Annotated in this window: 22 protein-coding genes, 1 tRNA gene and 1 pseudogene; 5 read left to right on the top strand and 19 right to left on the bottom strand. The window is 65.0% G+C overall.

Annotated elements, in window-relative coordinates; genetic code table 11:
* Window positions 1–62: 62 nt before the first annotated feature.
* The 10 genes from KY499_RS02870 to KY499_RS02825 all read right to left on the bottom strand — a co-directional run bounded on the left by KY499_RS02870 (window position 63) and on the right by KY499_RS02825 (window position 11,057).
* Window positions 63–1,004: an FKBP-type peptidyl-prolyl cis-trans isomerase gene (locus tag KY499_RS02870; protein ID WP_219886156.1), complete on the bottom strand. Its 942-nt coding sequence runs from the start codon at window positions 1,002–1,004 to the stop codon at window positions 63–65.
* 111 nt (window positions 1,005–1,115) lie between these two features.
* A complete protein-coding gene (gene pafA, locus KY499_RS02865) occupies window positions 1,116–2,480 on the bottom strand; it encodes a Pup--protein ligase (protein ID WP_123253553.1) in 1,365 nt (454 codons plus the stop codon).
* 1 nt (window position 2,481) lies between these two features.
* Window positions 2,482–3,189 carry a proteasome subunit alpha gene (gene prcA, locus KY499_RS02860; RefSeq protein ID WP_123253552.1) on the bottom strand — a complete coding sequence of 236 codons (708 nt, stop codon included), beginning with the start codon at window positions 3,187–3,189 and terminating at the stop codon, window positions 2,482–2,484.
* A 1-nt stretch (window position 3,190) separates the two neighbouring features.
* The gene (gene prcB / locus KY499_RS02855) at window positions 3,191–4,009 is read right to left on the bottom strand and encodes a proteasome subunit beta (RefSeq protein ID WP_219886155.1); all 819 of its coding nucleotides are present in this window, start codon (window positions 4,007–4,009) and stop codon (window positions 3,191–3,193) included.
* An 84-nt stretch (window positions 4,010–4,093) separates the two neighbouring features.
* Window positions 4,094–4,297 carry a ubiquitin-like protein Pup gene (locus KY499_RS02850; RefSeq protein ID WP_123253551.1) on the bottom strand — a complete coding sequence of 68 codons (204 nt, stop codon included), beginning with the start codon at window positions 4,295–4,297 and terminating at the stop codon, window positions 4,094–4,096.
* A gap of 86 nt (window positions 4,298–4,383) precedes the next feature.
* A complete protein-coding gene (gene dop, locus KY499_RS02845) occupies window positions 4,384–5,994 on the bottom strand; it encodes a depupylase/deamidase Dop (protein ID WP_123253580.1) in 1,611 nt (536 codons plus the stop codon).
* A 47-nt stretch (window positions 5,995–6,041) separates the two neighbouring features.
* On the bottom strand, window positions 6,042–7,847 hold the full coding sequence (gene arc / locus KY499_RS02840) for a proteasome ATPase (RefSeq protein WP_123253550.1): 1,806 nt from the start codon (window positions 7,845–7,847) through the stop codon (window positions 6,042–6,044).
* 81 nt (window positions 7,848–7,928) lie between these two features.
* Complete coding sequence (locus KY499_RS02835) at window positions 7,929–9,014, bottom strand: tRNA (adenine-N1)-methyltransferase (RefSeq protein WP_258190914.1); 1,086 nt, start codon at window positions 9,012–9,014, stop codon at window positions 7,929–7,931.
* A 98-nt stretch (window positions 9,015–9,112) separates the two neighbouring features.
* Complete coding sequence (locus tag KY499_RS02830; protein WP_219886901.1) at window positions 9,113–10,240, bottom strand: site-2 protease family protein; 1,128 nt, start codon at window positions 10,238–10,240, stop codon at window positions 9,113–9,115.
* A gap of 67 nt (window positions 10,241–10,307) precedes the next feature.
* Complete coding sequence (locus KY499_RS02825) at window positions 10,308–11,057, bottom strand: HAD family phosphatase (RefSeq protein WP_123253549.1); 750 nt, start codon at window positions 11,055–11,057, stop codon at window positions 10,308–10,310.
* 194 nt (window positions 11,058–11,251) lie between these two features.
* Between KY499_RS02825 and KY499_RS02820 the strand changes: the two genes are divergently transcribed.
* The gene (locus KY499_RS02820; RefSeq protein ID WP_123253548.1) at window positions 11,252–12,157 is read left to right on the top strand and encodes a PAC2 family protein; all 906 of its coding nucleotides are present in this window, start codon (window positions 11,252–11,254) and stop codon (window positions 12,155–12,157) included.
* Between the two features lie 93 nt (window positions 12,158–12,250).
* Here the strand turns inward: KY499_RS02820 and mshC are convergent, their stop codons facing one another.
* A complete protein-coding gene (gene mshC, locus KY499_RS02815; RefSeq protein ID WP_219886154.1) occupies window positions 12,251–13,537 on the bottom strand; it encodes a cysteine--1-D-myo-inosityl 2-amino-2-deoxy-alpha-D-glucopyranoside ligase in 1,287 nt (428 codons plus the stop codon).
* Window positions 13,538–13,552: 15 nt separating this feature from the next.
* Window positions 13,553–14,386: an undecaprenyl-diphosphate phosphatase gene (locus KY499_RS02810; protein WP_123253546.1), complete on the bottom strand. Its 834-nt coding sequence runs from the start codon at window positions 14,384–14,386 to the stop codon at window positions 13,553–13,555.
* A 52-nt stretch (window positions 14,387–14,438) separates the two neighbouring features.
* Between KY499_RS02810 and KY499_RS02805 the strand changes: the two genes are divergently transcribed.
* Complete coding sequence (locus KY499_RS02805) at window positions 14,439–15,374, top strand: aldo/keto reductase (protein ID WP_123253545.1); 936 nt, start codon at window positions 14,439–14,441, stop codon at window positions 15,372–15,374.
* 35 nt (window positions 15,375–15,409) lie between these two features.
* Here the strand turns inward: KY499_RS02805 and KY499_RS02800 are convergent, their stop codons facing one another.
* The gene (locus KY499_RS02800) at window positions 15,410–15,682 is read right to left on the bottom strand and encodes a hypothetical protein (RefSeq protein WP_123253544.1); all 273 of its coding nucleotides are present in this window, start codon (window positions 15,680–15,682) and stop codon (window positions 15,410–15,412) included.
* Between the two features lie 39 nt (window positions 15,683–15,721).
* Between KY499_RS02800 and KY499_RS02795 the strand changes: the two genes are divergently transcribed.
* Window positions 15,722–15,955, top strand: coding sequence for a DUF5703 family protein (locus tag KY499_RS02795; protein WP_123253543.1), 234 nt, complete (start codon window positions 15,722–15,724; stop codon window positions 15,953–15,955).
* Between the two features lie 78 nt (window positions 15,956–16,033).
* Here KY499_RS02795 and KY499_RS02790 read toward each other — a convergent pair.
* Together KY499_RS02790 and KY499_RS02785 are read right to left on the bottom strand one after the other, a co-directional pair.
* A pseudogene (locus KY499_RS02790) lies at window positions 16,034–17,182 on the bottom strand (acyl-CoA dehydrogenase family protein); the annotation flags it as partial.
* A gap of 34 nt (window positions 17,183–17,216) precedes the next feature.
* Entirely contained in the window at window positions 17,217–18,521 is a 1,305-nt protein-coding gene (locus KY499_RS02785; protein WP_123253577.1) for a M20/M25/M40 family metallo-hydrolase, read from the bottom strand.
* A gap of 153 nt (window positions 18,522–18,674) precedes the next feature.
* On the opposite strand from KY499_RS02785, the gene KY499_RS02780 reads away from it, so the two are divergent.
* Window positions 18,675–18,757, top strand: a tRNA-Leu gene (locus tag KY499_RS02780).
* A gap of 162 nt (window positions 18,758–18,919) precedes the next feature.
* Here KY499_RS02780 and KY499_RS02775 read toward each other — a convergent pair.
* The 3 genes from KY499_RS02775 to KY499_RS02765 form a co-directional block, all read right to left on the bottom strand.
* The gene (locus tag KY499_RS02775; RefSeq protein WP_219886153.1) at window positions 18,920–19,684 is read right to left on the bottom strand and encodes a type 1 glutamine amidotransferase domain-containing protein; all 765 of its coding nucleotides are present in this window, start codon (window positions 19,682–19,684) and stop codon (window positions 18,920–18,922) included.
* 145 nt (window positions 19,685–19,829) lie between these two features.
* Window positions 19,830–20,009, bottom strand: a complete 180-nt coding sequence (locus KY499_RS02770) for a hypothetical protein (RefSeq protein WP_123253540.1) — start codon at window positions 20,007–20,009, stop codon at window positions 19,830–19,832.
* A 17-nt stretch (window positions 20,010–20,026) separates the two neighbouring features.
* Window positions 20,027–20,461, bottom strand: a complete 435-nt coding sequence (locus KY499_RS02765) for a hypothetical protein (RefSeq protein WP_123253539.1) — start codon at window positions 20,459–20,461, stop codon at window positions 20,027–20,029.
* A gap of 543 nt (window positions 20,462–21,004) precedes the next feature.
* Between KY499_RS02765 and KY499_RS02760 the strand changes: the two genes are divergently transcribed.
* A complete protein-coding gene (locus KY499_RS02760; protein WP_219886152.1) occupies window positions 21,005–21,406 on the top strand; it encodes a hypothetical protein in 402 nt (133 codons plus the stop codon).
* On the opposite strand, the gene KY499_RS02755 is transcribed toward KY499_RS02760, so the two are convergent.
* Entirely contained in the window at window positions 21,403–22,218 is an 816-nt protein-coding gene (locus tag KY499_RS02755) for an alkaline phosphatase family protein (protein ID WP_123253537.1), read from the bottom strand. The two genes, KY499_RS02760 and KY499_RS02755, sit on opposite strands and share 4 nt — an antisense overlap.
* Between the last annotated feature and the right edge of the window lie 228 nt (window positions 22,219–22,446).

Raw genomic sequence — 22,446 nt, 5'->3', positions numbered from 1 at the left:
TACTCCTCTATGGGGTAGCGGTGACGGCCTGCCGGCCGCCGGGGTACGGGGCGGTGGGGTATTTACTTAATGCCGAGGATATCAACGACGAAAACGAGGTCGCCCTTCGCGTCGCCCTGGCCTTCGTCGCCGTAGGCGAGGTCCTTCGGGATGACGAGGAGGACGCGGGATCCAACGGTCTTGCCGGTCAGTCCCTGGGTCCAGCCCTTGATGACGCCGGTCAGCGGGAAGGTTGCTTTCTCGCCGCGGTCAAAGCTGGAGTCAAAGACCTTGCCGCCGTCGAGGGCGACTCCGACGTAGTTGACGGTGAGGGTGTCCGTTTCCTTGACCTCCGGGCCGGTGCCCTTGATGAGGTCCTGGGCGATCAGCGCGGTCGGAGCGGCTACGCCGTCGACGTTGATTTCCGGTACGCCCTTGTCGTTGTCCTTGACGGTCGGCAGGCCGGCCGGCGGGCTCACGGGGTCGCCGGCGGGGCCGTCGAGGCTCTTCGGTGCATCCTTGACGGAGAGCACCTTGACCACAAGCAGCTGAGTCGGTTTGGCCTGGGCGCCCTCGGTGCCCTCGGCGGCAGCCTGGCCGGGAACGGCCAGGGCAAGGTAGGAACCGACCTTGGCGCCAACGAAGGCACCGTAGATGATGGGGCTGCCGGTCTTGAGTTCCTCGTTCAGCTCCAGCGGTTCGGGGTCGCTGGGGAAGGTGTCTTCAAGCGTGCTGCCGTCGGTGCCATTGAAGGCAATGATGGAAATGTTGACAATCTGATTCTCTTTGACAACCTCGCCGTCACCTTCGGTAACAACCTTGACGGTGGTTTCCGTGACGTCCAGCGGTTTGTCGAATTCGACGCCGGGGGCTTTCTTGTCCCCGTTGTCGGTGAGCTTAATCGAATCGAGCTTCGCCGTTTCGCCGGCGGATTGGCTTGTGGGTTCCTGGGCGGCTGGCTCGCCGCCGCCGCAAGCCGTAAGCAGCAGCAGTCCAGGAAGAAGAATTGCGAGTAGTCGGCGCACTTGTTGAACTTTCGTCGAGGCAGGATGGACACAATGCCGGACGGTCTCCCACGGCAAAGAAATCTGCGGCCGGCAACCGGCCCTTACCAGAATAACGCGGAAAGCTGGGTGTCAGCCCATGGACGCCAGCAGGGCATCGACCCTTTCGTCGACGCTGCGGAACGGATCCTTGCACAGGATGGTCTGGTGTGCACGGTCGTTGAGCTTCAGGTGTACCCAGTCCACGGTGTAATCACGGCCGAGTTCCTGCGCCCGCCGGACGAAATCGCCGCGGAGTTTGGCCCGGGTTGTCTGCGGCGGGGCGTCGACTGCGTCCTTCACGGTGGTGTCATCAACAACCCTGCGCGCGGCGCCCCGGGCCTGGAGAAGGTAAAACAGTCCGCGGCTGCGCGAGATGTCGTGGTACGTCAGGTCGATCTGGGCGATTCTGGGGGCGTCAAGTTCAAGCCCGTGCCGTTCGCGGTAGTTGTCCATCAGTTTCTTTTTGATGGCCCAGTCGATCTCCGTGTCAATGGCACTCGTGTTGCCGCTTTCGATGGCGTCCAGCGCGCGCTCCCAGAGGTCCAGAATCAGCGGGACCTGCTCATGGTGCGCGCCTTGTTCGGCCACGAACGCCGTGACCTTGTCCAGGTACTCGCGCTGGATCTCCAGCGCCGTCAACTGCCGGCCGTTGGCGAGGCGCACCAGGGCGCGGCCGCTGAGGTCATGCGAGATCTCCCGGATGCTGCGGATGGGGTTTTCCATCCGCATGTCGCGCATGATGACCCCGGCTTCAATCATGCGCAGGATCAGGTCGACGGAGCCGACCTTGAGCAGCGTCGTGGTCTCGGACATGTTGGAGTCGCCGACGATCACGTGCAGGCGCCGGTAGAACTCCGCGTCGGCGTGCGGTTCGTCCCGGGTGTTGATGATCGGGCGGGACCGGGTCGTGGCGGACGACACTCCTTCCCAGATGTGGTCGGCGCGCTGGGAGAACGCGAAGGTCGCACCATGGGGGGTTTTCAGGATCTTCCCGGCCCCCGCGATGAGCTGCCGGGTGACAAGGAACGGAATCAGAATCTCGGCGAGCCGGGTGAATTCACCCCGGCGCGGAATCAGGTAGTTTTCGTGGCTGCCATAGGAATTGCCGGCCGAATCGGTGTTGTTCTTGAACAGGTAGACCGTGCCGCCGAAGCCTTCAGCCGCGAGTCGTTCCTGCGCCTCCTCGACGAGGTCGCAGAGGATTATTTCCCCGGCCCGGTCGTGGGCGACGAGTTGGGTCAGATCGTCACATTCGGCCGTGGCGTACTCGGGGTGCGAGCCGACGTCGAGATACAGGCGCGAGCCGTTGGTCAGGAAAACATTGGATGACCTCCCCCAGCTGACCACCTTGCGGAAGAGGTAGCGGGCCACCTCCTCGGGCGCGAGCGGGCGGGATTCCGGGCTCGAGTAGGAAATCCCGAATTCGGTTTCGATACCAAAAATTCGTTTGTCCATGTCAGTTCTCCTCAGCGAGCAAGGCCACAACGTCGGCGTCGTCCAGTCGGCGGAACGCCCGGCGTGAACCGCGCGCACTTTCCGAGCCGCGGTCCAGCACCGCAACTTCCACGGCCGCCGCCGCAAGTGTGGCGCTGTCCTTGTCCGCGTCGAGTCCGGCCACGGCAAGCCGGATGGCTCCGGAAAAGTTGAGTTCCTCCCGCCAGCCCGCGGCAACGGCCTCGGAGACCTTCTCGGCCTGCCCACCCATCACAATGAAGGCGTCTTCGTCGGCAATGGAGCCGTCAAACGTCAGCCGGTAGAGGTGGTCCGCTTCCTGGGCGATGCCCACCTCGGCCACGGCGAGTTCGACTTCGAAAGGCTTCTGCTCGGCAGTAAAAACAGCGCCGAGGCTCTGGGCATAAACGCTGGCCAGCCCGCGCGCGGTAACGTCCTCGCGGTCGTACGAGTACCCGCGGACATCCGCGTACCGGACGCCGGCCTGGCGCAGGCTCTCAAATTCGTTGTACTTGCCGACGGCGGCGAACGCGATTTTGTCGTAGATCTCGCCGATCTTATGGAGCGACGGCGACGGGTTTTCGGCCACGAGCGCGATTCCGTCCCGGCAGCTGATGACCACCACCGAACGCCCCCGCGCGATGCCTTTCCGTGCAAAGTCCGCACGGTCCTTCATCAGTTGCTCAGGCGAGACATAGAACTGCTGGGTCATCTTATGCCTCCCGCTGGGCGGCGGCCCGGGACTCAATGACGGCGCCGGCCACAGCGGCGAGGTCACGTTCCGGGACGCGGAAGGCTCCGGCCCGGTTGACAATATAAACCACGGGCCAGAGCTGGCGGATCGGGTCGGGACCGCCCGTGGCCGAGTCGTCGTCGGCGGCGTCATACAACGCTTCGACGGCGACAGCGACGGCCTGTTGCTCGGTAAGGTTGGGCCGCCAGAGCTTCTTTAACGCCCCGCGGGCGAACATGGAGCCGGACCCGACGGCGTGGTGTTCCTGCTCCTCGTACCGCCCGCCGGTGACGTCGAAGGAAAAAAGCCGGCCCACGCCTGCCGGGCGGTCGAAACCGGCGAACAGCGGGATTACGGCCAGGCCTTGCATGGCCATCGGGAGGTTCCCGCGGATCATGGCACCGAGCCGGTTCGCCTTGCCATCAAGGCTCAGGAGCGTTCCCTCAATTTTTTCGTAATGCTCCAGCTCAACCTGGAACAGCCGGGTGATGTCGAGGGCAATTCCGGCAGTCCCGGCGATGCCCAGCACCGAGTACTGGTCAGCCGGAAAGACCTTCTCGATATGCCGGCTCGCAATCACATTGCCCATTGTGGCGCGGCGGTCGCCTGCCATCAGCACTCCCCCGGCGTAGCTCATCGCAACGATGGTGGTCCCGTGCGGGGCCTGGAGCGGGGCGGTGTTCGGTGCCGCAGCCGCAAACTGGTGGAAGGGCAACAGGTCGGGCCGTTCGCGTTGCAGGTGCTCAGTGAAGGATGACGTGGTGTTGGCTGCTACCTGGTTGGCTGTGGATTCCTGCACTGACACACTCCCTCAACGTGGTCTAATCAACGACTCTTCCGGCATTGAGCCCTTCCTGCCGTCCCTATTTATCGGTCCGGGGGCCTACTGGCCGCCTTTTTGGACGAATGCCCGGACGAACTCCTCGGCATTCGATTCCAGCACGCCGTCGATTTCATCAAGTAGATCGTCAACGCCCTGCGTGGCTGCTGACGCCTGGGCGTCTGCCGGGGCCGGCGGCGCTGCGGGGACGTCCTCGTCAACCTCGGTATCCCGCGACTTTGGCTGCTGCTGCTCTTGGCCTGCCATTGTTCTCTCCTTCTGTCCGTCCCTTGCGCAAGGGACATCCTGTAGCAATACTGCCACGCCCGGGGCGCCTGCGGGGGGCTTTGTCCCTACGAACCGGGGCTGAGTCCCAGAAGCTCTCCAAGGAAGGCCCCGGCGTCCTGATGCCGGGCAAAAAGGGCGCCGGTGAGGGCTTCTGTTCCGCGCAGCGGCTCACGGGTGGGGACCCGCTGGAGCCTGCCGCGGCCAGGGACGTCGAAGATCACGGAGTCCCAACTCGCACCGACGAGGTCGGCGCCGAACTGGCTGACGCAACGTCCGCGGAAGTAGGCGCGCGTGTCCCTCGGCGGCTCCACCACTGCCTGGGCGATCGCGGCGTCCGGGACAATCCGCTGCATCCGGCCGCGGGCGAGGAGACGGTGGTACAGTCCCTTTTCGGGCCGGATGTCAGCCCACTGCAGGTCTACAAGGCCCAGCCGCGCATGGCCCCACGGAAGGCCGTCCCGCTGCCGGTACCCTTCCAACAGCGAGAGCTTCGCCAGCCACTCCACCGAGGAAGCAGCAGCCGCCCGGTTGCTGCCCAGGTCTGTCAGGGTAGCGGACCACCGCTCCAGGACTTCGTGGGTGTGCCCGTCGCCGTCGCGCGCGTCGGAGACGCCGGTGTCCTGGGCGTGCTTCGCGGCGGCCTCGAAGTACATCCACTGCAGGTCAAGGGCCGTGATCTGGCGACCGTCCTGCAGCTGGAGCGTGATCGCGAGCGAGGTGTCGTGGCTGACGGACTGAAGGGCCGCCACCGGATCGTGAAGTTCAACGCGGGGCGCCAGACCTGCTTCGATCAGGCTCAGGACCATGGCGGTGGTGCCGAACTTGAGGTAGTTCGAGGCCTGGCTGAAGTTCGCATCGCCGATGATCACGTGCAGCCGGCGGTACTTGTCCGCCGTGGCGTGCGGTTCGTCGCGGGTGTTGATGATGGGCCGCCGGATGGTGGTCTCGAGTCCCACCTCGGTTTCAAAGAAGTCCGCGCGCTGGCTGATCTGGTAGCCCGGCCGGGAGCCATCCTGCCCCATGCCGACGCGGCCGGCGCCGCAGATGATCTGGCGGGTGACAAAGAACGGCGTCAGCCCGCGGACGATGTCGTTGAACGGCACGGCCCGCGGCATGAGGTAGTTCTCGTGCGAGCCGTAGGAGACGGACTTGTTGTCCGTGTTGTTTTTGTACAGGTTGATGGGTGGCAGCTCCGGGTCTGCGGCCAGGCGCCGCACTGCTGCCAGCGCCACGAGATCCCCGGCCGCGTCCCACCGGACCACGTCACGCGGGTTGGTCACTTCCGGGCTGGAGTATTCCGGATGGGCGTGGTCCACATAGAGCCGCGCCCCGTTGCCCAACACCATGTTCATGAGCAGGGCTCCGGGATCGTCCGTCCCGTCGGTCTCCAGCTCGCTCCTGCCATAGGCGAGGGCAACCGCCTCGGCGTCGAGGACCGGTGGCTGATCGGTGAGCTGGTCGGGGTCTGCCGCGCTGCGTTCCAGGGTCCAGCCGCGGGCGTCGTGCAGCGGCTCCTCATCCGTGTAGTCCCAGCGGGTTTCAGCACCACCGGCAGCCCGTTGCCGCGTCACCTGGGCGTACGCCTGAATGACGCGCGCCGACATCATGGTGGCGTTGGCACCGGGTGCCGACGGCGCATGGATTCCGTATTCCGTCTCCGAGCCCATCACCCGCATGGCACCACCCGGCGGCAGGCCGTCGGCGGCGTCCGCCGGGGTGGCCGTCACAGGTATTGGCCCGTACTGGGCATGGTCTCGATGGACTTGCCGGGCTCCTGGCCTGCCTTGCCCTGGACGATGGTGCGGATGTAGGTAATGCGTTCGCCCTTCTTGCCGGAGATCCGGGCCCAGTCGTCCGGGTTGGTGGTATTCGGCATATCCTCGTGCTCCCGGAACTCATCGATGACCGCCCGCAGCAGGTGGTCGATCCGAAGGCCCTTTTGGCCAATGGTGAGCAGGTCCTTGATCGCGTACTTCTTGGCCCGGTCCACGACGTTCTGCACAACAGCCCCGGAGTTGAAGTCCTTGAAGTAGAGCATCTCGGTGTCACCGTTGGCGTACGTCACTTCGAGATACTCGTTGGACTTTTCGGTTGCGTACATGGCTTCCACGGTGCGCTGGATCATCGCATCCACGGTCTCCTGCACATCGCCGTGATGCTCGGCGAGGTCCGTCTCGTGGAACGGCAGGTCCGTGGTGATGTACTTGTTGAAGATGTCCGCCGCCGCCTCGGCGTCCGGGCGCTGGATCTTAACCTTGACGTCCAGCCGCCCCGGCCGCAGGATGGCCGGATCGATCATGTCTTCCCGGTTGGACGCGCCGATCACGATCACATTGTCCAGTCGTTCGACGCCGTCGATCTCACTGAGCAACTGCGGCACGATGGTGGTTTCGACGTCGGAAGAAATGCCGGTGCCGCGGGTACGGAACAGGGAATCCATTTCATCGAAGAAGACCACGACGGGGCTGCCGTCGGAGGCCTTTTCCCGGGCGCGGGCAAAAATCAGCCGGATATGGCGTTCGGTTTCACCGACGTATTTGTCCAGCAGCTCCGGACCCTTGATGTTCAGGAAGTAGCTCTTGATGTCCGTCTTCCCGGCCCGCTCAGCGGCACGGGCGGCCAGGGAATTGGCCACGGCTTTGGCGATCAGGGTCTTGCCGCAGCCAGGGGGGCCGTAGAGGAGGATTCCCTTGGGTGCTTTCAACCCGTGTTCGCGGTACAGGTCCGGGTGGAGGAAGGGCAGTTCCACGGCGTCGCGGATCTGTTCGATCTGCGGTCCAAGGCCGCCGATGTCTTCGTAGGTGATGTCGGGGACTTCCTCCAGCACGAGGTTCTCAACCTCGGACCGCGGGACCTTTTCCAGGGCATAGCCCGTGCGCGAATCGATCGAGAGTGCGTCGCCTACCCGGAGTTTCTGGGACATCAGGGCGCCGGAGAGCCGGATGACCCGTTCTTCGTCCGCACGGCCCACCACAAGGGCACGGTCAGTCCCCAGCAGCTCCTTGAGCGTGACCAGTTCTCCGGCCCGCTCAAAGCCCAGCCCTGCCACAACCATCAAGGCCTCGTTGAGCAGGACTTCCTGCCCTGCGGCGAGCTGGCCGATGTTGACCAGCGGGCTGACCCCGACCCGCATTTTGCGGCCGGCGTTGAAGATGTCCACGGATTCTTCCGTGGCCGCCTGGCCACTGTTGCCCGCGGTGGGCTGGCGTTTGGGGTTGACCTGCAGGACCGTGCCGAAACTGTACGGCGGCTGGCCTTCCTGATCGAGGGCGCTCTTGAGCCGCAGGATCTCGGTCTTGGCAGTCTCCAGCATTCCGACCAGCTTGGAGTTGTTCTGCGTCGCGGCGGCAAGCTGCCGGTCAATGTGCCTTAGCTTGTCCCGGAGGATATTGACCTGGCGTTCGGCCACCGACTGCTCGTTCGCGGTGCGGCTTTCGCTGCCAGAGGCTTTTACAGCCTCGGGCAGCGCTCCGCGCGCCGCTGAATCGCCTGCCGGTGTGCTGTCCGGATCAGTATTCGGAGTCTCCATCGTGCATCAGCCCCTTCCTGCTCTCTTGTTAAGACCTTAGCCCCAAGAAGGCAGATGCCGCTGGCGACATCCAGAATATCCCTAGGTTGTCTTGTCCGGCGTGTCCACAACATGCGTCCCGGCGATGGCGTCCCGGGCGGCGCGTCGGAGTTTCTTGTCGGAGACGGCACGTTCCCCAACGGCCCCGGGCGTCCAGGCGTTGACGTCTTCTTCTTTAAAGTCAGTTTTGGAGGGCCGGCGCTTCACGGAGATGCCGGTGACGCCGTCGGCGAGGCGGCGCGTGACGAGCAGGAAACCGGTGTGGGCGACCATGCGGTGGTCCGGCCGGACAGCCAGGCCCTCGAGGTGCCAGCCGCGGACCATCGATTCCCAGGCGTCGGGGTCAGTGAAGCGGCCGTCGGCGCGGATGGCTTCTGCGGTCCGGGACAACTGCGTCACTGTGGCGACATAGTTGATCCACACGCCGCCGGGCGCCAGTACGGTGGCGACCGCGTCCAGGCATTCCCAGGGGGCGAGCATGTCCAGGACCACCCGGTCCACGGATCCCGGAGCCTCGGTGCGGACGACTTCCTCCTGGAAGTCACCGAGTGAGATCTGCCATGCGGGGTGCGGTCCACCAAAAATGGTTTCGACGTTCCCGCGGGCAATGTCCGCGAATTCGGCGCGGCGCTCGAACGAATGCAGGTAGCCGTTGTCCCCCACCGCGCGCAGCAGCGAAATGGACAGCGCGCCGGATCCCACACCGGCTTCCACGACCCGTGCACCCGGGAAAATGTCCGCCATCGTGACGATTTGGCCGGCATCCTTGGGGTAGACAACAGCGGCTCCGCGCGGCATGGACAGGACGAAGTCCGAGAGCAGCGGGCGCAGGGTCTGGTATTGCTGTCCGACGTTGTTGACGACGACGGACCCGTCAGGGGCCCCGATGATCTCGTCGTGGTTCAGGAAGCCGCGGTGGGTGTGAAACGCCCCGCCCGTTTCCAGGGTGATGGTGTTCATCCGGCCGCGCTCGTCCGTCAGCTGGACACGTTCGCCTTCACGGAACGGCCCGCGGCGCCGGGCGGCGCCAACCGGCGGTGTTCCCGCCGGATTCACGGAGGTCTCGGCGGAATCCTCGGTGGCGCCGACGCCTGCCGGGGTGGGGTTGGCTGCGGTGTCGCTGCTCATGAAGTTGATCCTCGCTCCTGTGATGCTGTGTGGCCGCGGATACGCCTGCGGGCACCGGTCCTTGCCATGGGCCGGAAATTCACGACCGGCATGTAACTCTACCGTTTCCGGCCAACGTTCCGTCCCCGGCCGGCGCCCTTGCCGGTGATGGCGCTGATAACAACTGCCTGCCGCAGCAGCCCGGTCACAATTCCGTCAGCATCAATAACGGCGTACTCAAGGCCCTTGAGCTGGGCCAGGTATTGCACCAACTCCTGGCCTCTGGACCATTCCGGCACATAGCCGCCATCAGCCAGCGCATAGGACACGGCGCTGACCGGCGTCGAGGCAGCGAGGTCCGCCGGGACGCTCGCGACAGCCTCCGGGTCGACCACGGCCACAGGGCGCCGGTCCGGACCGACGAGGACCACAGCCGGCGTTCCGGCCGGGGCGACAGCGAGGACATCCGCGACCGTCGCCGTCCCGGGAAGCCCCACGGCGGGTTCGGCGAGAGCGGCGGCGTCGATCAGGTGCAGGCGTCCGCGCAGGCGCGCCTGCTGGATCGACGCCGACGCACCCATCCACAGGAAGCTGCCGACCAGGGCGGTGATAAGCACGAGGGTAAGATCCGGGCTGCCGCCGCTGAGCAGCGGCAGGGCCAAGAACCAGACGGCGAGGGCAATGACGATGATCCTGCCGCCCCAGCCGGCCGCGATGGTGCCCTTCTCCTGGCTGCCGGTTGCCTTCCAGACGGCCGATTCCACGAGCCGGCCGCCGTCCAGTGGAAGCCCGGGCAGCACGTTAAAGAGTCCGATCAGCAGATTGGCCCAGACAAAGATATTGGTCAGGATGCCGGCGACGCCGCTGGGGTCAGCAGCGGCCAGTACCAGCCAGCCGCCGCCGGCCAGGACAAAGTTCGCCGCCGGGCCTGCCATGGCCACAACGACAGAGCGTCCCGGTGAGGCGGTGAAGCTCTCAAACTGGGTGTGGCCGCCCCACAGGTTGAGCACGATCTTCTCGGTGGGCCAGTGGTAGACCTTGGCAGTCAGCGCGTGCGCGAGTTCGTGCGCCAGCACGGAGAGGAGCAGCAGCACGGCGTAGGCGAAGGCCACAGCGAAGGCCCCCAGGCCGAGGCCGGGCTGATTCCGCTGCAGGATCGGCCCGTAGACGATGACGGTGAACGCCGCGATGATGAACCACGAATAGGCCAGCACCACCGGTATTCCGGCGATGCGTCCCAGTACGATTCCCTCCTTGCGGGGAGCCGGTCCCTTGCCGGGCCGTTCGGTCTGCTCGCGGTCAGTTGTGTCGCGGTCAGACACTGGGCTGACTCCCGGTCGCGGCGTCCTCGAGCCCGAAGGTCGCGTCCGGGAACTCGTGGCGCAGGGCAACGAGCTCCTCGAGATCGGCAACCGTCCGGCCGTGCAGCGTGTCCCATTGGGCGTGCCGCGGGTCCTGCGGCAGGGGCACCAGGTGCGGGATGGCGATGGTGACGACGCCGGACGCCACCGCGGCGGCGACGCCTGGAACGGAGTCTTCCAGGGCCACGCACTCGTGCAGTGTCAGGTGCGGATCCTGCTGCCGCAGCAGGTCCACGGCCGTGAGGTAGGCCTCGGGATGGGGTTTGCCCTGCGTGACGGTGTCCCCGGTTACCAGGAACTCGAAGTATGGTTTCGGCAGGCTGGAGACAATTTCGCGGGCCAGCGGACCCTCGGACATCGTGACAAGGGCGCAGCGGATGCCTGCGGTGTGCAACGCGTCCAGCAGTTCACGTGCCCCCGGCCGCCACGGCACGGCGCGCCGGACCTGGCTGATGACGTGGGCAGTCAGCGTGTCGATGATCTCGCGCCGCTCCAGCCGGACGCCGGCCTCCTGCAGGATGCCGGCAGAAAGCATCAGGGACTGGCCCACGAGCTGCATGGCCTGCGCGTGCGACCACTGTCCGCCGTGGGCGGCCACCAAGTCGTGCTCGGCCTCAATCCAGTACGGCTCGGTGTCGACGATCGTGCCGTCCATGTCCCAGAGCGCAGCTTTGAGAACGGACCGGGAAGCTGAGGATTGCATGCCTTCAAGTCTACGGGGCTGGCCTGCGTGCGGTGCCTGCACTACGCCCATGGCGGATACGGTCCCCGGCCGGTGCGGGCAGGGCGCGATACCGCAGCGAGTCCGCGGGCCGCCCCGTATACCGGGAGGGGATTTACAGATTTGCGGCGCTTCATTCCCTGCACGGGTGCGCCCCTTCGACGTAGGGTGATGAGATGAACAGCTTCGAGGCGAACCCCACGGAACCAGGTGCCGTCCCAGAACCGGAACGGTTGCTGCAGCCTGTTCCCGAGGGACGGCGCATTACGGTGATGCTTGCGGCCTTCGAAGGCTGGAACGACGCCGGTGAAGCCGCGAGCGACGCGCTGCGGTACCTCAGCAAACTTTGGGGCGGCAAAAAAGTCTCGGCGATCGACGCCGACGAGTACTACGATTTTCAGTTCACCCGGCCGACGATCCGCCGGACCGCCTCCGGGGATCGGAAGATCAAGTGGCCGTCCACCCGCATTTTCAAGGCCAGCGTGCCCGACTCCAACGTGGACGTCATCTTTGTCCAGGGCACCGAACCGTCCTATAAGTGGCGGGCTTATACGGCCGAACTTCTGGTCCACGCCGAGGCGTTGCATGTGGACTATGTGATCCTTGTCGGCGCTCTCCTCGCCGATGTGCCGCACAGCCGGCCGATTCCGGTCAGCACCTCCACGGATGACACCGCCCTGCGCGAACGCATGGATTTGGAGGCCTCGCAGTACGAGGGACCTGTGGGGATCGTCGGCGTGCTCGGCGAGGTCGCGCTGCTGGCCGGCCTGCCCACAGTGTCGCTCTGGGCCGCCGTTCCCCATTACGTCGCCCAGGCGCCCTCCCCCAAGGCGCAATTGGCGTTGCTGCACCGGATCGAGGAACTGCTGCAGGTTCCGTTGGACACCCACGAGCTGGTTGAAGAAGCGGATGCCTGGGAGCGCGGAGTGGATGAACTTGCCACCGAGGACCCCGAAATTGCCGCCTACGTGCGCCAGTTGGAGGAGGCGAAAGATACCGCCGACTTGCCTGAGGCCAGCGGGGAATCCATCGCTCGGGAATTCGAGCGGTATTTGAAGCGGCGGGGCAAAGACAAGCAGTAGGCGGGCGCCCGCTGCCGGAGCCCGCCGGCAGACGGACACCAACCGGCATACCGACTCCTGCGCCCCTTGCAGGCGGGGGCTAAGGTGCCGGCGCTAGAGTTCGACGCCGAGCAGGGCGTTGACAGCGTCGCTCACCAGTGCGGCGTCGATGCTGGACGCGGTTGCCTCGCCGTCAGGATCCGCCAGGGCACCCTCCGCCCACTCGTCCACGGCAGCCAGGGCGCCGGGGGCGAACAGATCATTCGAAAGCTCCGTGCGCATTGCATTGATCAGCGCTGCGGCGGTCCCCTGCCGCGCGGCGTCGAGAGCGGAACGCCACGTAGCCAACCGATCCTTCGCTTCGGTAAAACCGGCGTCGGTCCAGGACCAGTCGTCCCGGTAGTGATGCGCCAGGATGGCCAGGCGGATGGCCGCCGGATCTTCACCGGCGGCACGCAGTCTGGAGACGAGCACCAGGTTGCCCTTGGATTTGCTCATCTTTTCGCCGTCCAGGCCCACCATGCCGGCGTGCGCGAAGTGCCGGGCCAGCGGGACGCCGGCGAGGGAATAGGCGTGTCCGGCGCCCATTTCGTGGTGCGGGAAGACCAGATCTGAACCGCCGCCCTGGACGGTAAATGGCGCCGGCAGGTATTTCTGCGCGATGACGGTGCATTCGATGTGCCAGCCGGGGCGTCCGTCGCCCAGTTCGCCGCCGGGCCAGTGGGGTTCACCTTCGCGGGCAACCCGCCACAGCAGGGGGTCCAGAGCCTGGCGTTTCCCGGCGCGTCCGGGATCACCGCCTCGTTCAGCGAACAGTTCGAGCATGTCGGCGTCGGAGAGTCCCGACACCGCGCCCAGCGTCCAGGCGTCGGCGTCGTCGGCATGCTTGCCGGCCGCTTCGACGTCGTAGTAGACATCGCCGTCGGGCTCACCGTCAGTACCGGCCACCCGGTAGGCCAGGCCCTCATGGAGGAGGCGTTCAATGGCCGGGACAATCATCGGCATGGATTCGACGGCGCCGACGTAGTGGTCCGGGGCCAGGACGTTGAGCGCTTCCATGTCCGTCCGGAAAAGTTCGATCTGGCTGGCGGCCAGCTCACGCCAGTCCACTCCCGTCTCGGTCGCACGCTCCAGCAGGGGGTCGTCGACGTCGGTGACGTTCTGTACGTAGGCGACCTGCTGGCGGCCATCGCGCCAGGCCCGGTTCAGCAGGTCGAAGGCTACGTAGCTGGCGGCGTGTCCCATGTGTGTGGCGTCGTACGGGGTGATGCCACAGACATACATGGACTGCTCCCCCGCCGCATCCAGTGTGACGAGGCCGCCCGCTATGGTGTCGAAGAGGCTGAGGGCAGGCATGCTGCCCGGCAGATGGGGAACAGGGCGGGAGATCCAGGACTTCACAGGCCAAGCTTAGTGCTAGGCGCTGATGACATTGAAACCGAGCAGCAGGTACAGGGCCAGGCCGAGCAGGATCCGGTACCAGACGAAGAGCCGGTAGCTGCGGGTCGAAACGTATTTCAGGAACCAGCCGATGATCACGTAGCCGACGATGAAGGCGATCACGGTGGCCAGCGCCGTTTCCGGCAGGCCGTAGGGTCCGGTGACGCCGTCCTTGGAGACGACTTTATACAGCTGGTACAGCCCGCTGCCGAAGACGGCGGGGATGGCCAGCAGGAAGGAATACCGGGCCGCGGACTCCCGGGTGTAGCCCATCAGCAGACCTGCCGTGATGGTACCGCCGGAGCGCGAGACGCCCGGGATCAGGGCCATGGCCTGGGCAAGGCCGTAGAGCGCGCCATGCTTGTAGGTGAGCTTGCTGAGGTCCCGTTCCTGGCGGCCGACGGCGTCGGCGACGGCGAGGATCATGCCAAAGACAATCAGCGTAGTGGCGACGATCCACAGGCTGCGGAGCACCGATTCGATCTGGTCCTGAAACAGCAGTCCGAGGGCTATGATCGGCAGGCTGCCTAGGATAACCAGCCAGCCCATCCTGGCGTCCGGGTCCTGCCGGGACACCTTGCCGGTCAGCGATCCCGCCCATGCCCTGACGATCCGGACAATGTCGTGCCAGAAGTAGACAATGACGGCGGTTTCGGTGCCGAGTTGGGTGATGGCGGTAAACGCCGCCCCCGGATCCGCTGCGTTGGGAAGGAACGATCCAACGATCCGCAGGTGCGCACTTGAGGAAATCGGGAGGAACTCCGTCAGCCCTTGGACAAGGCCCAAAAAGGCCGCTTCAAACCAGTTCACGTTTATAGACCCTACGTCATGAACCCGCCTGAATCCCCGTAAGCTTGCTGACATGCAGCAGCGTTATGTCGGCAACAGTGGGTTGCGTGTCTCCGCCCTTTCTTTGGGGACCTTGTCCTGGGCCCGGGAAACCGACGACCAGGACGCCTCGTCGCTGCTCCGGACTTTTGTCGATGCCGGCGGAACCGTGATCGATACGGCGGCATCGTATGCGGACGGCGAGTCCGAGGCGATGCTGGGCCGAATGCTCGGCGACGTTGTGGCCCGCTCCGAAATTGTTATTTCCACAAAGGCCGGGCTGTCGACGTCGAACGGGCGCCGGAGCGTGGATACGTCCCGGAACGGGATGCTCTCCGGGCTTGACGCGAGCCTGGCCCGGCTGGGTACCGACCACGTGGACCTCTGGTTTGCCCATGCGTGGGACCCCAATGTGCCTCTCGAAGAGACCCTGTCCGCCCTGGACTTCGCTGTCCGGTCCGGGCGGGCCCGCTACGCGGGGATTTCAAACTTCGGCGGCTGGCAAACGGCCAAGGCTGCCGCCGTCGCCGGTTTCCCGCTCGTGGCCAACCAGTCGGAATACTCCCTGCTGCACCGCCAGCCTGAGATCGAACTCATTCCCGCGATCGAGGACGCCGGGCTGGGCCTCATGGCGTGGGCCCCGCTGGGCCGCGGGGTGCTGAGCGGAAAATACCGCGGTCATATCCCGACGGATTCCCGGGCCGCCCACCAGCGGCTCGCCAGCTATGTGGAGCCCTACCTCGAGGGCCCGGCGTCCAGCGTGGTCGAGGCGGTGGCCATGGCCGCGAAAGGCCTCGGCCGGACGGCCCTCGATGTCTCGTTGAGTTGGCTGCTGTCCCAAAACGGTGTGGCTTCCGCCATCGTCGGCCCGCGGAACCCCGTGCAGATCAAAGAAATCCTGGACGCCACCCTGGCGCCGTTGCCGCCGGAAATCGCGCGGGCCCTTGAGGATGTGTCCGAGCCGGGCTGAACGGCTCCCGGCGCAGGTTCCTGGGACTGTTCGTCCTAGGACTGTTCGGAGTCCTGGAGGATCTCCAGGTCCTCATCGTCGTCGATGTCGTCGTCATCGGCGTCCTCGTCGTCGATCACCTGCAGCGGTGTGACTTCGTCATACGCTTCGTAGAGTGAATCGTCGTAGACTTCAAAAGCGTCGGCGACGGCGAAAAAAGCTGCTTCGACAGCGGGGTCGCCTTCTCCCCGCCGCGATGCGGCGGCTGTCAGGTGTTCTTCCAATGCGGCGGTAAGGGACTCCAGCGCGACACGCGGATCGATGCTCATGACTTCACGTTAGCCGGAAAAGCACGAAAATGGAGAGCAATGAAAGAACATTTTCTGAGCAGTTCAGTCCAGCGGGAACGGGACTACGCCCGTCAGTACGAGTACCTCGTACTGACGGTCAGCCCTGAGGATTCCCTGCCCGAAGCACGCCGCCGCCTGGTGGAACATTCCGAGTATGGCAAGTGGGAGCTGGAACGCAGCATCCTTTATGTCGGGGGCGGCCGGAGGTTCTGGCTCCGCCGTAAAGTCATCCAGGTCCAGCGCACCGTCTAGCCGCCAGCGCACCGTCCAGCCGCCAGCGCACCGTCCAGGTGCGGCCGGAGGGCTCAGGCAGGCTAAAGCTGTTCGAGCGGGCCCCAGCCAGGCGTTGGCTACCGTGTTGTGCGCCGACTCGTCGTCGGAGGGGTGGAACATCCCGGCCAGGACGTCGCGGTAGAGGCGCTCCAGTTCCGAACCGCGGAAATAGCTTGAGCCGCCGGAGACACGGATCGCGAGATCCACAACGGTCCGGGCGGTTTCCGTCGCCCGTACCTTGAGCCCAACCAGCCGGGGGAACCACTGGGTGCCGTGATCGGCGAGGTTGTCCACGTCGTGGGCCACGCGGGACAGTTGCGGATACAGGGCATCCATGGCCATGGCTGCCTCCGCAATTTTCCAGCGGATGTCAGGGTCCTGGTCGTAGGCGCGGCCATCGTTCTTGAACGAGGTGCGGCGTTTAACGGCCTCGACCCCGAGGCTGAACGCACGCTCTCCCAGACCCGTGTAGACGGCGGCCAACAGTGTTTCGAAGCAGGCGAAGATGGCGAAGATCAGCGGGTCGGCGTTCGGGCCCACCGGCAGTTTCCGGAAGATCCGCCCGGCCGGGACGACGGCGCCGTCCAAGACCGTGGTGTTGGACTGGCTGGCCCGCATGCCCAGCGTGTCCCAGTCCGCCAGAATCTCGTAGCCCGGGGTCTGCCGGGTGATGAACCCGTGAACGAGTTCGCCCTCGCCGCCCCTGGCGGCGGCGTCCTTGCCGAAAATCCCGAGCCGGGTCCAGGCCGGCGACAGGCTCGTGAAGATCTTGCGCCCGGTGAAGCGGTAACTGCCGTCGGGCTGCGGCGCGGCCTCAGTGCGCGAATCGAACAGCACGGAGTCGTTGCCCGCCTCGGAGTTACCGAACGCAAATATCTCCCCTGCCGCTGCTTCATCGAGGATAAAGTCCAGCGAGGAGTCGCCTCGTGCGGCGAGGACATGCGCGACGCCGGTCCACACCAGGTGCATATTGATGGCCAGCGCCGTGGCCGGTGCCGCCGTCGCCAGCCGCCGCTGCAGCTGTGCCGCGTCCGCAAGCCCGAGCCCGAGCCCGCCGTCGGACACCGGCACAAATACTTTCAGGTAGCCCGCTGCCGTGAGTTCTGCGAGGTCTTCGTGGAAGAACGCGTTGTCACGGTCGTAGCCGGCTGCGCGGCCGCGGATCCGCTCCAGCAGTGTGTCGGGCAGGATCTCATCGGGCGTCATTCGGCGTTGGTCTCCAGTGCTTTGGCGTGCGGGCTCAGTAGTTGGTGAGGAGGGTGTCCAGGACCCGGGCGCCGAACTTGAGCGAATCCGCAGGGACCCGCTCGTCGACGCCGTGGAACATCCCGGTGAAGTCCAGGTCGTCGGGAAGCTGAAGCGGGGCGAACCCGTACCCGGTGATGCCGAGCCGGCTCAGGGATTTGTTGTCCGTGCCGCCGGAGAGCGTATAGGGCAGGACTTTGGCGCCGGGGTCTTCGGTGTGCAGGGCGTCGATCATGGAGTCGACCAGGTTGCCGCTGAACGGCACCTCCAGAGAGACGTCGTTATGGACGTAGCTGATGTCGACGCCGGTGCCGGCAAGTTCGCGCACGATCTCGAGGACCTGCTGTTCCTGGCCGGGCAGGGTCCTGCAGTCCACGAGAGCTTCGGCCGATTCGGGGATCACGTTGTGCTTGTATCCGCCCTTGAGGAGGGTGGGGTTGGTGGTGTTCTGCAGGGTGGCTCCGACGAACCGGGCCACGGTGCCGAGTTCCTTGAGGATCTTGTCCGGATCGTCCGGGTCGAAGTCGACGCCCGTGAGTTCCGTCACGCCATCCAGGAACTGTCGGGTGGTGGGGGTCAGTTCCACCGGCCACTTGTATTCGCCGATGCGAGACACGGCGCCGGCAAGCCGGGTGACGGCGTTGTCCGTGTTGATCTGGGAGCCGTGCCCTGCCCGGCCGTGTGCGACGAGCCGCAGCCAGGACAGTCCCTTTTCGGCCGTCTGCAGCAGATAGGTTCGCTGGCCGCCGATTGTGGCGGAGAAGCCGCCCACCTCCGAGATCGCTTCAGTGGCCCCCTCGAAGAGTTCCGGCCGTTTATCGACGGCGTAGCGGGCGCCGTAGGTGCCACCGGCTTCCTCGTCGGCGAAGAACGCGAAGATCAGGTCACGTTTGGGTTTACGTCCGGTGCGGGCGAAATTACGCAGCACGGACAGGATCATGGCGTCCATGTCCTTCATGTCCACGGCACCGCGGCCCCAGATCATGCCGTCCTTGAGTTCGGCGCCGAAAGGATCCACCGACCACTGGTCGCGGAGGGCGGGAACCACATCGAGGTGTCCGTGGACGACCAGGGCGCTGGCCGAGGGGTCCTCCCCTGCCAGCCGCGTAACGACACTGGCCCGGCCGGGGGCTGCTTCGAAGATTTCCGCTTCCAGTCCCACCTCGGCCATGAGCCCGGCGGTGTATTCGGCCGCGGCGCGTTCACCCGGACCGGAGCCGTCGCCATAGTTGGAGGTGTCGATCCTGATGAGCTCCTGGCAGATCCTGACTACTTCATCCTCGGGCCTGATCTCAGTCATGGAAAACTCCTCGCGACGGTGGGTCATGTGTTGGTTTCAGCCTACCCACAAGCCCCGATTATTTGTTTCCGGAAAGTTCGTGCTAGAGTCTTTCTCGCTGCTCCGGAGAAAAGCAAAGCGCTGAAAGGCGAAATGTACTCCGGATTACCACCTGCGCGGGTGGCGGAATGGCAGACGCGCTAGCTTGAGGTGCTAGTCCTCGAAAGGGGGTGGGGGTTCAAGTCCCCCTCCGCGCACAAGGGAAACCCCCGGAAAATCTTCTGATTTTCCGGGGGTTTTTTCGTGTTCCCGCCCACGAGGGCTTTTGCTTCGCCCACGCGGATCCTGAAATGCGACACCCGCCGCCCGACGGCCACCCCGCTGTAGGGTTGGCCGTCAGTATCAGTGCGCTGTTGGTGTTAGTGCTCCGCTTCTCCGGCAGCCTTCCTGGCGTCCTTCTCGGCGCGCAGAGCCTTTGCCTCGTGCTGTTCCTCGGCTTTTTCCTGGTGGATGATTTCTGCGAAGAGCTTCTCCATCTCCTTGGCCACGCCAGCGGCTGAAGCCGGGTTCTGGCCAGTCACCAGCCGGTCGTCAACCACAACCTTCTCCTCGAAGACATCAGCGAAGACGTGGGTGGCGCCCTGTTCCTCGAGCCGGTCTGCCAAAAAGAACGGGATGACTTTATCCTTCCCTGCGGCAACCTCCTCGTCGTTGGTGAAGGCGGCCACCTTCCGGCCCTCGACGAGGCGAAGCCCGTTCTCCAATTCCACGTTCAGCAGGCCGGCCGGCCCGTGGCAGACCGCGCCCACCAAGCCGCCGGCGTTGTAGACGCTGGCAACCAGATTCTGCAGGCCTTCGCTGTCCGGGAAGTCCCACATGGTGCCGTGGCCGCCAACGAGGAAAACGGCGTCGTACTGTTCGGGATCAACGACGTCGACGCGCGCAGTGTTATAGAGACCGGCGCGCGTGGCTTCGTCCTCCGTGAAGGAAACCTGGATGGGATCTTCCGAGTCCACCTCGTCGCGCGGTGGCTGGCCGCCCTGGATGGACGCGAAGTCGACGAAATGCCCGGAATCCTTGAAGACCTTCCAGGGATGCGCAGCCTCGGCCACGTTGTAGCCGGTCTTCTCGTCCGTATCGCCGATCTCGGAAACGCTGGTCAGTACCATGAGAATTTTCTTCATGAAGTGCTCCTATCGTCTGAATTTCACCCTACGCCAAGCCCAATTCAAGTCCTCCCCGGCGGCGGGCCGAAACGGTTGGAGATGATCCACGCCGCGGGCCACCCCGCGAACGAGGTGTCCCCAGCGATCACACCGGTCCCCCAGATCATTGCCCGAAGTCGGGTTCCCGCCGGGGTGCGATGCGTGACAGGAGCGCATCGTAGGCGGACTGCGATGCCGATCCGTGCTCCCGGGCGGCGGCCGGCTGCGTGGCCGTCCCGGCCCGGGAAGCCAGCGCGGTCCGCTCCGCGGTGCGGGCCTCCTGTGGGGCGGTAAGGGTGGTCATAATCGGTACGCGGACTTTCACAGGAGCGAACCCTCACAGTCGACGGCGGCTTTTGCACCGATGATGGCCCCGGCGATGGTCATGGCGACGTTGCCCAGCGCATCGGTCTCGGCGTCATTCCTGCCTGCGATTTCCTGTTCGAGCCTGATGTCATGCCTTGACACGTCCGTGAAATGAAGTGCGATGGGGAACAGCCCGATCATTGCGCCGCCTTCCGGGTTGGAAATGGCGGAGATCAGATCCTCGATAGCCTCTTCGGCGTTCATCGGGTCATCGAAGCAGGCCAGGTCGCAGATGTCCCCATTGACTGTTTCGGCGATGAGGTAGTGGGCGGCGTCATTTGGGTCGCGAAGTCCGGCACAGGCTCTGACTCCACCCTGGGCTACGAAGAACCTGACTATGTGCTCAGCGTTAATAGCCGAACCGCCCGGTCCACGAACATACTTGGCCATTAGCCGGACTCCTCTGTGAGCTGCTCGCGGCGTACACCCTGCGGCACCTAAACGTATCCGCAAACATGCTGAGACAATCCCACCACGAGCGGGGCAATTTCGCACTCGATTTTCGAAAAAAGTATCGGGCACTGAGTCCCTTAGGGCGTCGCCGGGTCCGCCGTCGAGTAGTTCAAGAACTCCGCCACGCTCTACTTCCTGGCGGTGGCGATGAGACTCATCGCTGTCACACCGAGAATCAGTACGAGGGCCATTCACGGCGGATCCACCAGGCCCAAACCCGAGGCGAGATCGGCAGCGGCGGCACCATTCCACCTGGTGAAGCTGAGATCTGACGTGTTCTTGTGGCGCACCGTGGGCGCCACAATCCGGGTGTCGTCAGCGCCGGTCGCCGCCGGTCCCCGCCGTAACAATCGGGATACGAGATCGAGATGTGGCCTGAATCACACCCAGCGGGTTGCATAATGGTCTGCACGATCGTACGAAAGTACGAAAGGCCCTATGCACGGCAGCAAAATCAGCGTATGAGAAGAGGCGGACACCATGAGTATTGAATTTGCAGAAATTGTAAGCATCGTCGGAGCGACGGCACCCGCCGACCTGACCTCCGCGACCCGGGCCATCACCGATGCCATCGCCCGGGTCGAAACCGAACACCCCGGATACCGGCATTCGAACCCGAATGAGATCCGCTGCATCGCCAGGGAATGCTCGCAGTACATGGACGTGCCGGTCGGGGCCCTGGCCACCTGCGCGCCGCGGCCATGGCGTATGCCGCGCATCGTGCCGCGCACATCGACGCCCTGCTCGCGGACGAGCCGCCGTTGCTCTAGCCCTGCCGGCCCGGCCGGGCACCGAAAACCCCCGGGGAACCTTGGCTTTCCGGGGGTTTTTCGTGTCCGGCTGACCGCCTTGGTGCAGGCAGCAGGCAGCAGGCAGCGCTAGTTGAGCAGGTCCCTCATAACGGGTGCGTTCCTGTCGTTCTCGGTCAGCGGCGGAAGACCCCAGGCATCCTCGATGGTGCGCAACAGCGAGTAGTGGGTGTAGGCCGTCTGTGAGGTGTAGCCGTTCCGGGCTGCCGGTCCGGCGAAAACTGTCGCCACGCGGTTGTCGTTTTTGCCGCCCTCGTCCCAGGTCACCACCAGCAGGGAATTCCGGGTGGTGAACGACGGTGAGCCCAGGATTTTCGGGACCTCGCGGGCTAGCCAGTCATCACCGGTCCGGATGGGGCAATCATGGGTGCCGTTGCACATGTCCGGACTGATGAAGGCGTAGTCGGGAAGACCTGCTGCCGACATGAGATCCTGATCCAGCATGGTGTAAGGCACCACACGCCCGGCGCAGGAGGCCTTGTCCGCGGTGACGGAGCGGTAATACATAAAGGGGTTGTGCTTCACTGCGTATTTGCCGGAGTTCTCCGCCAGACAGGGTTCCCGCATCCCCTCGGCGTACATTTTCCAGGTCCGGCCGGAATCCTGGATCGAGTCGGCGATGCTCCGCACGTCCCGGGAGCAATCCTTCGGCTTGCAGTTGCTCGTGATGCCCGCGTTGGTACCGGCCGTCATCGCGATGTAGTTCGGCAGGCTGGGGCGCATGATCGCCTGGTAGTTGGCGGCCAGCGCATAGTCTTGCGCGAGTCGGCTGAAATACGGTGACTGCGCGCCCGCCAGGACCTCCGAAGCGGACTTGTTTTCCAAGACGATAATGACAACGTGGTCCAGCTGCCCGCCCGCTGGCCGCGCGGATCCGGTCCCCACCGACGACGGCTCCGTTTTCGTGGGCGCCGCCTGCGAAACGGATCCCGGCGCCGCGGGTTGCGTTGATCCTGACGCCTGGGCCGGCGTCGGGCTGGGAGTTGGCGTGGTCGACGTACACCCGGCTAGCAGTAGAGCCAGCACGACCGGGACGGTGAGAGCGCGTCTGCCGTATCGCCTCATCCGGCCATGCTAGCGGGCCGGGCCCGTGCAGGCCAGAGCCCGCGTTGA

Origin of the sequence: Arthrobacter sp. PAMC25284 (genome assembly GCF_019443425.1) — a bacterium.
GTDB lineage: Bacteria > Actinomycetota > Actinomycetes > Actinomycetales > Micrococcaceae > Arthrobacter > Arthrobacter oryzae_A.
Note: the sequence above shows the minus strand (reverse complement) of the source record. Positions and strands in the feature narration are given on the sequence as shown.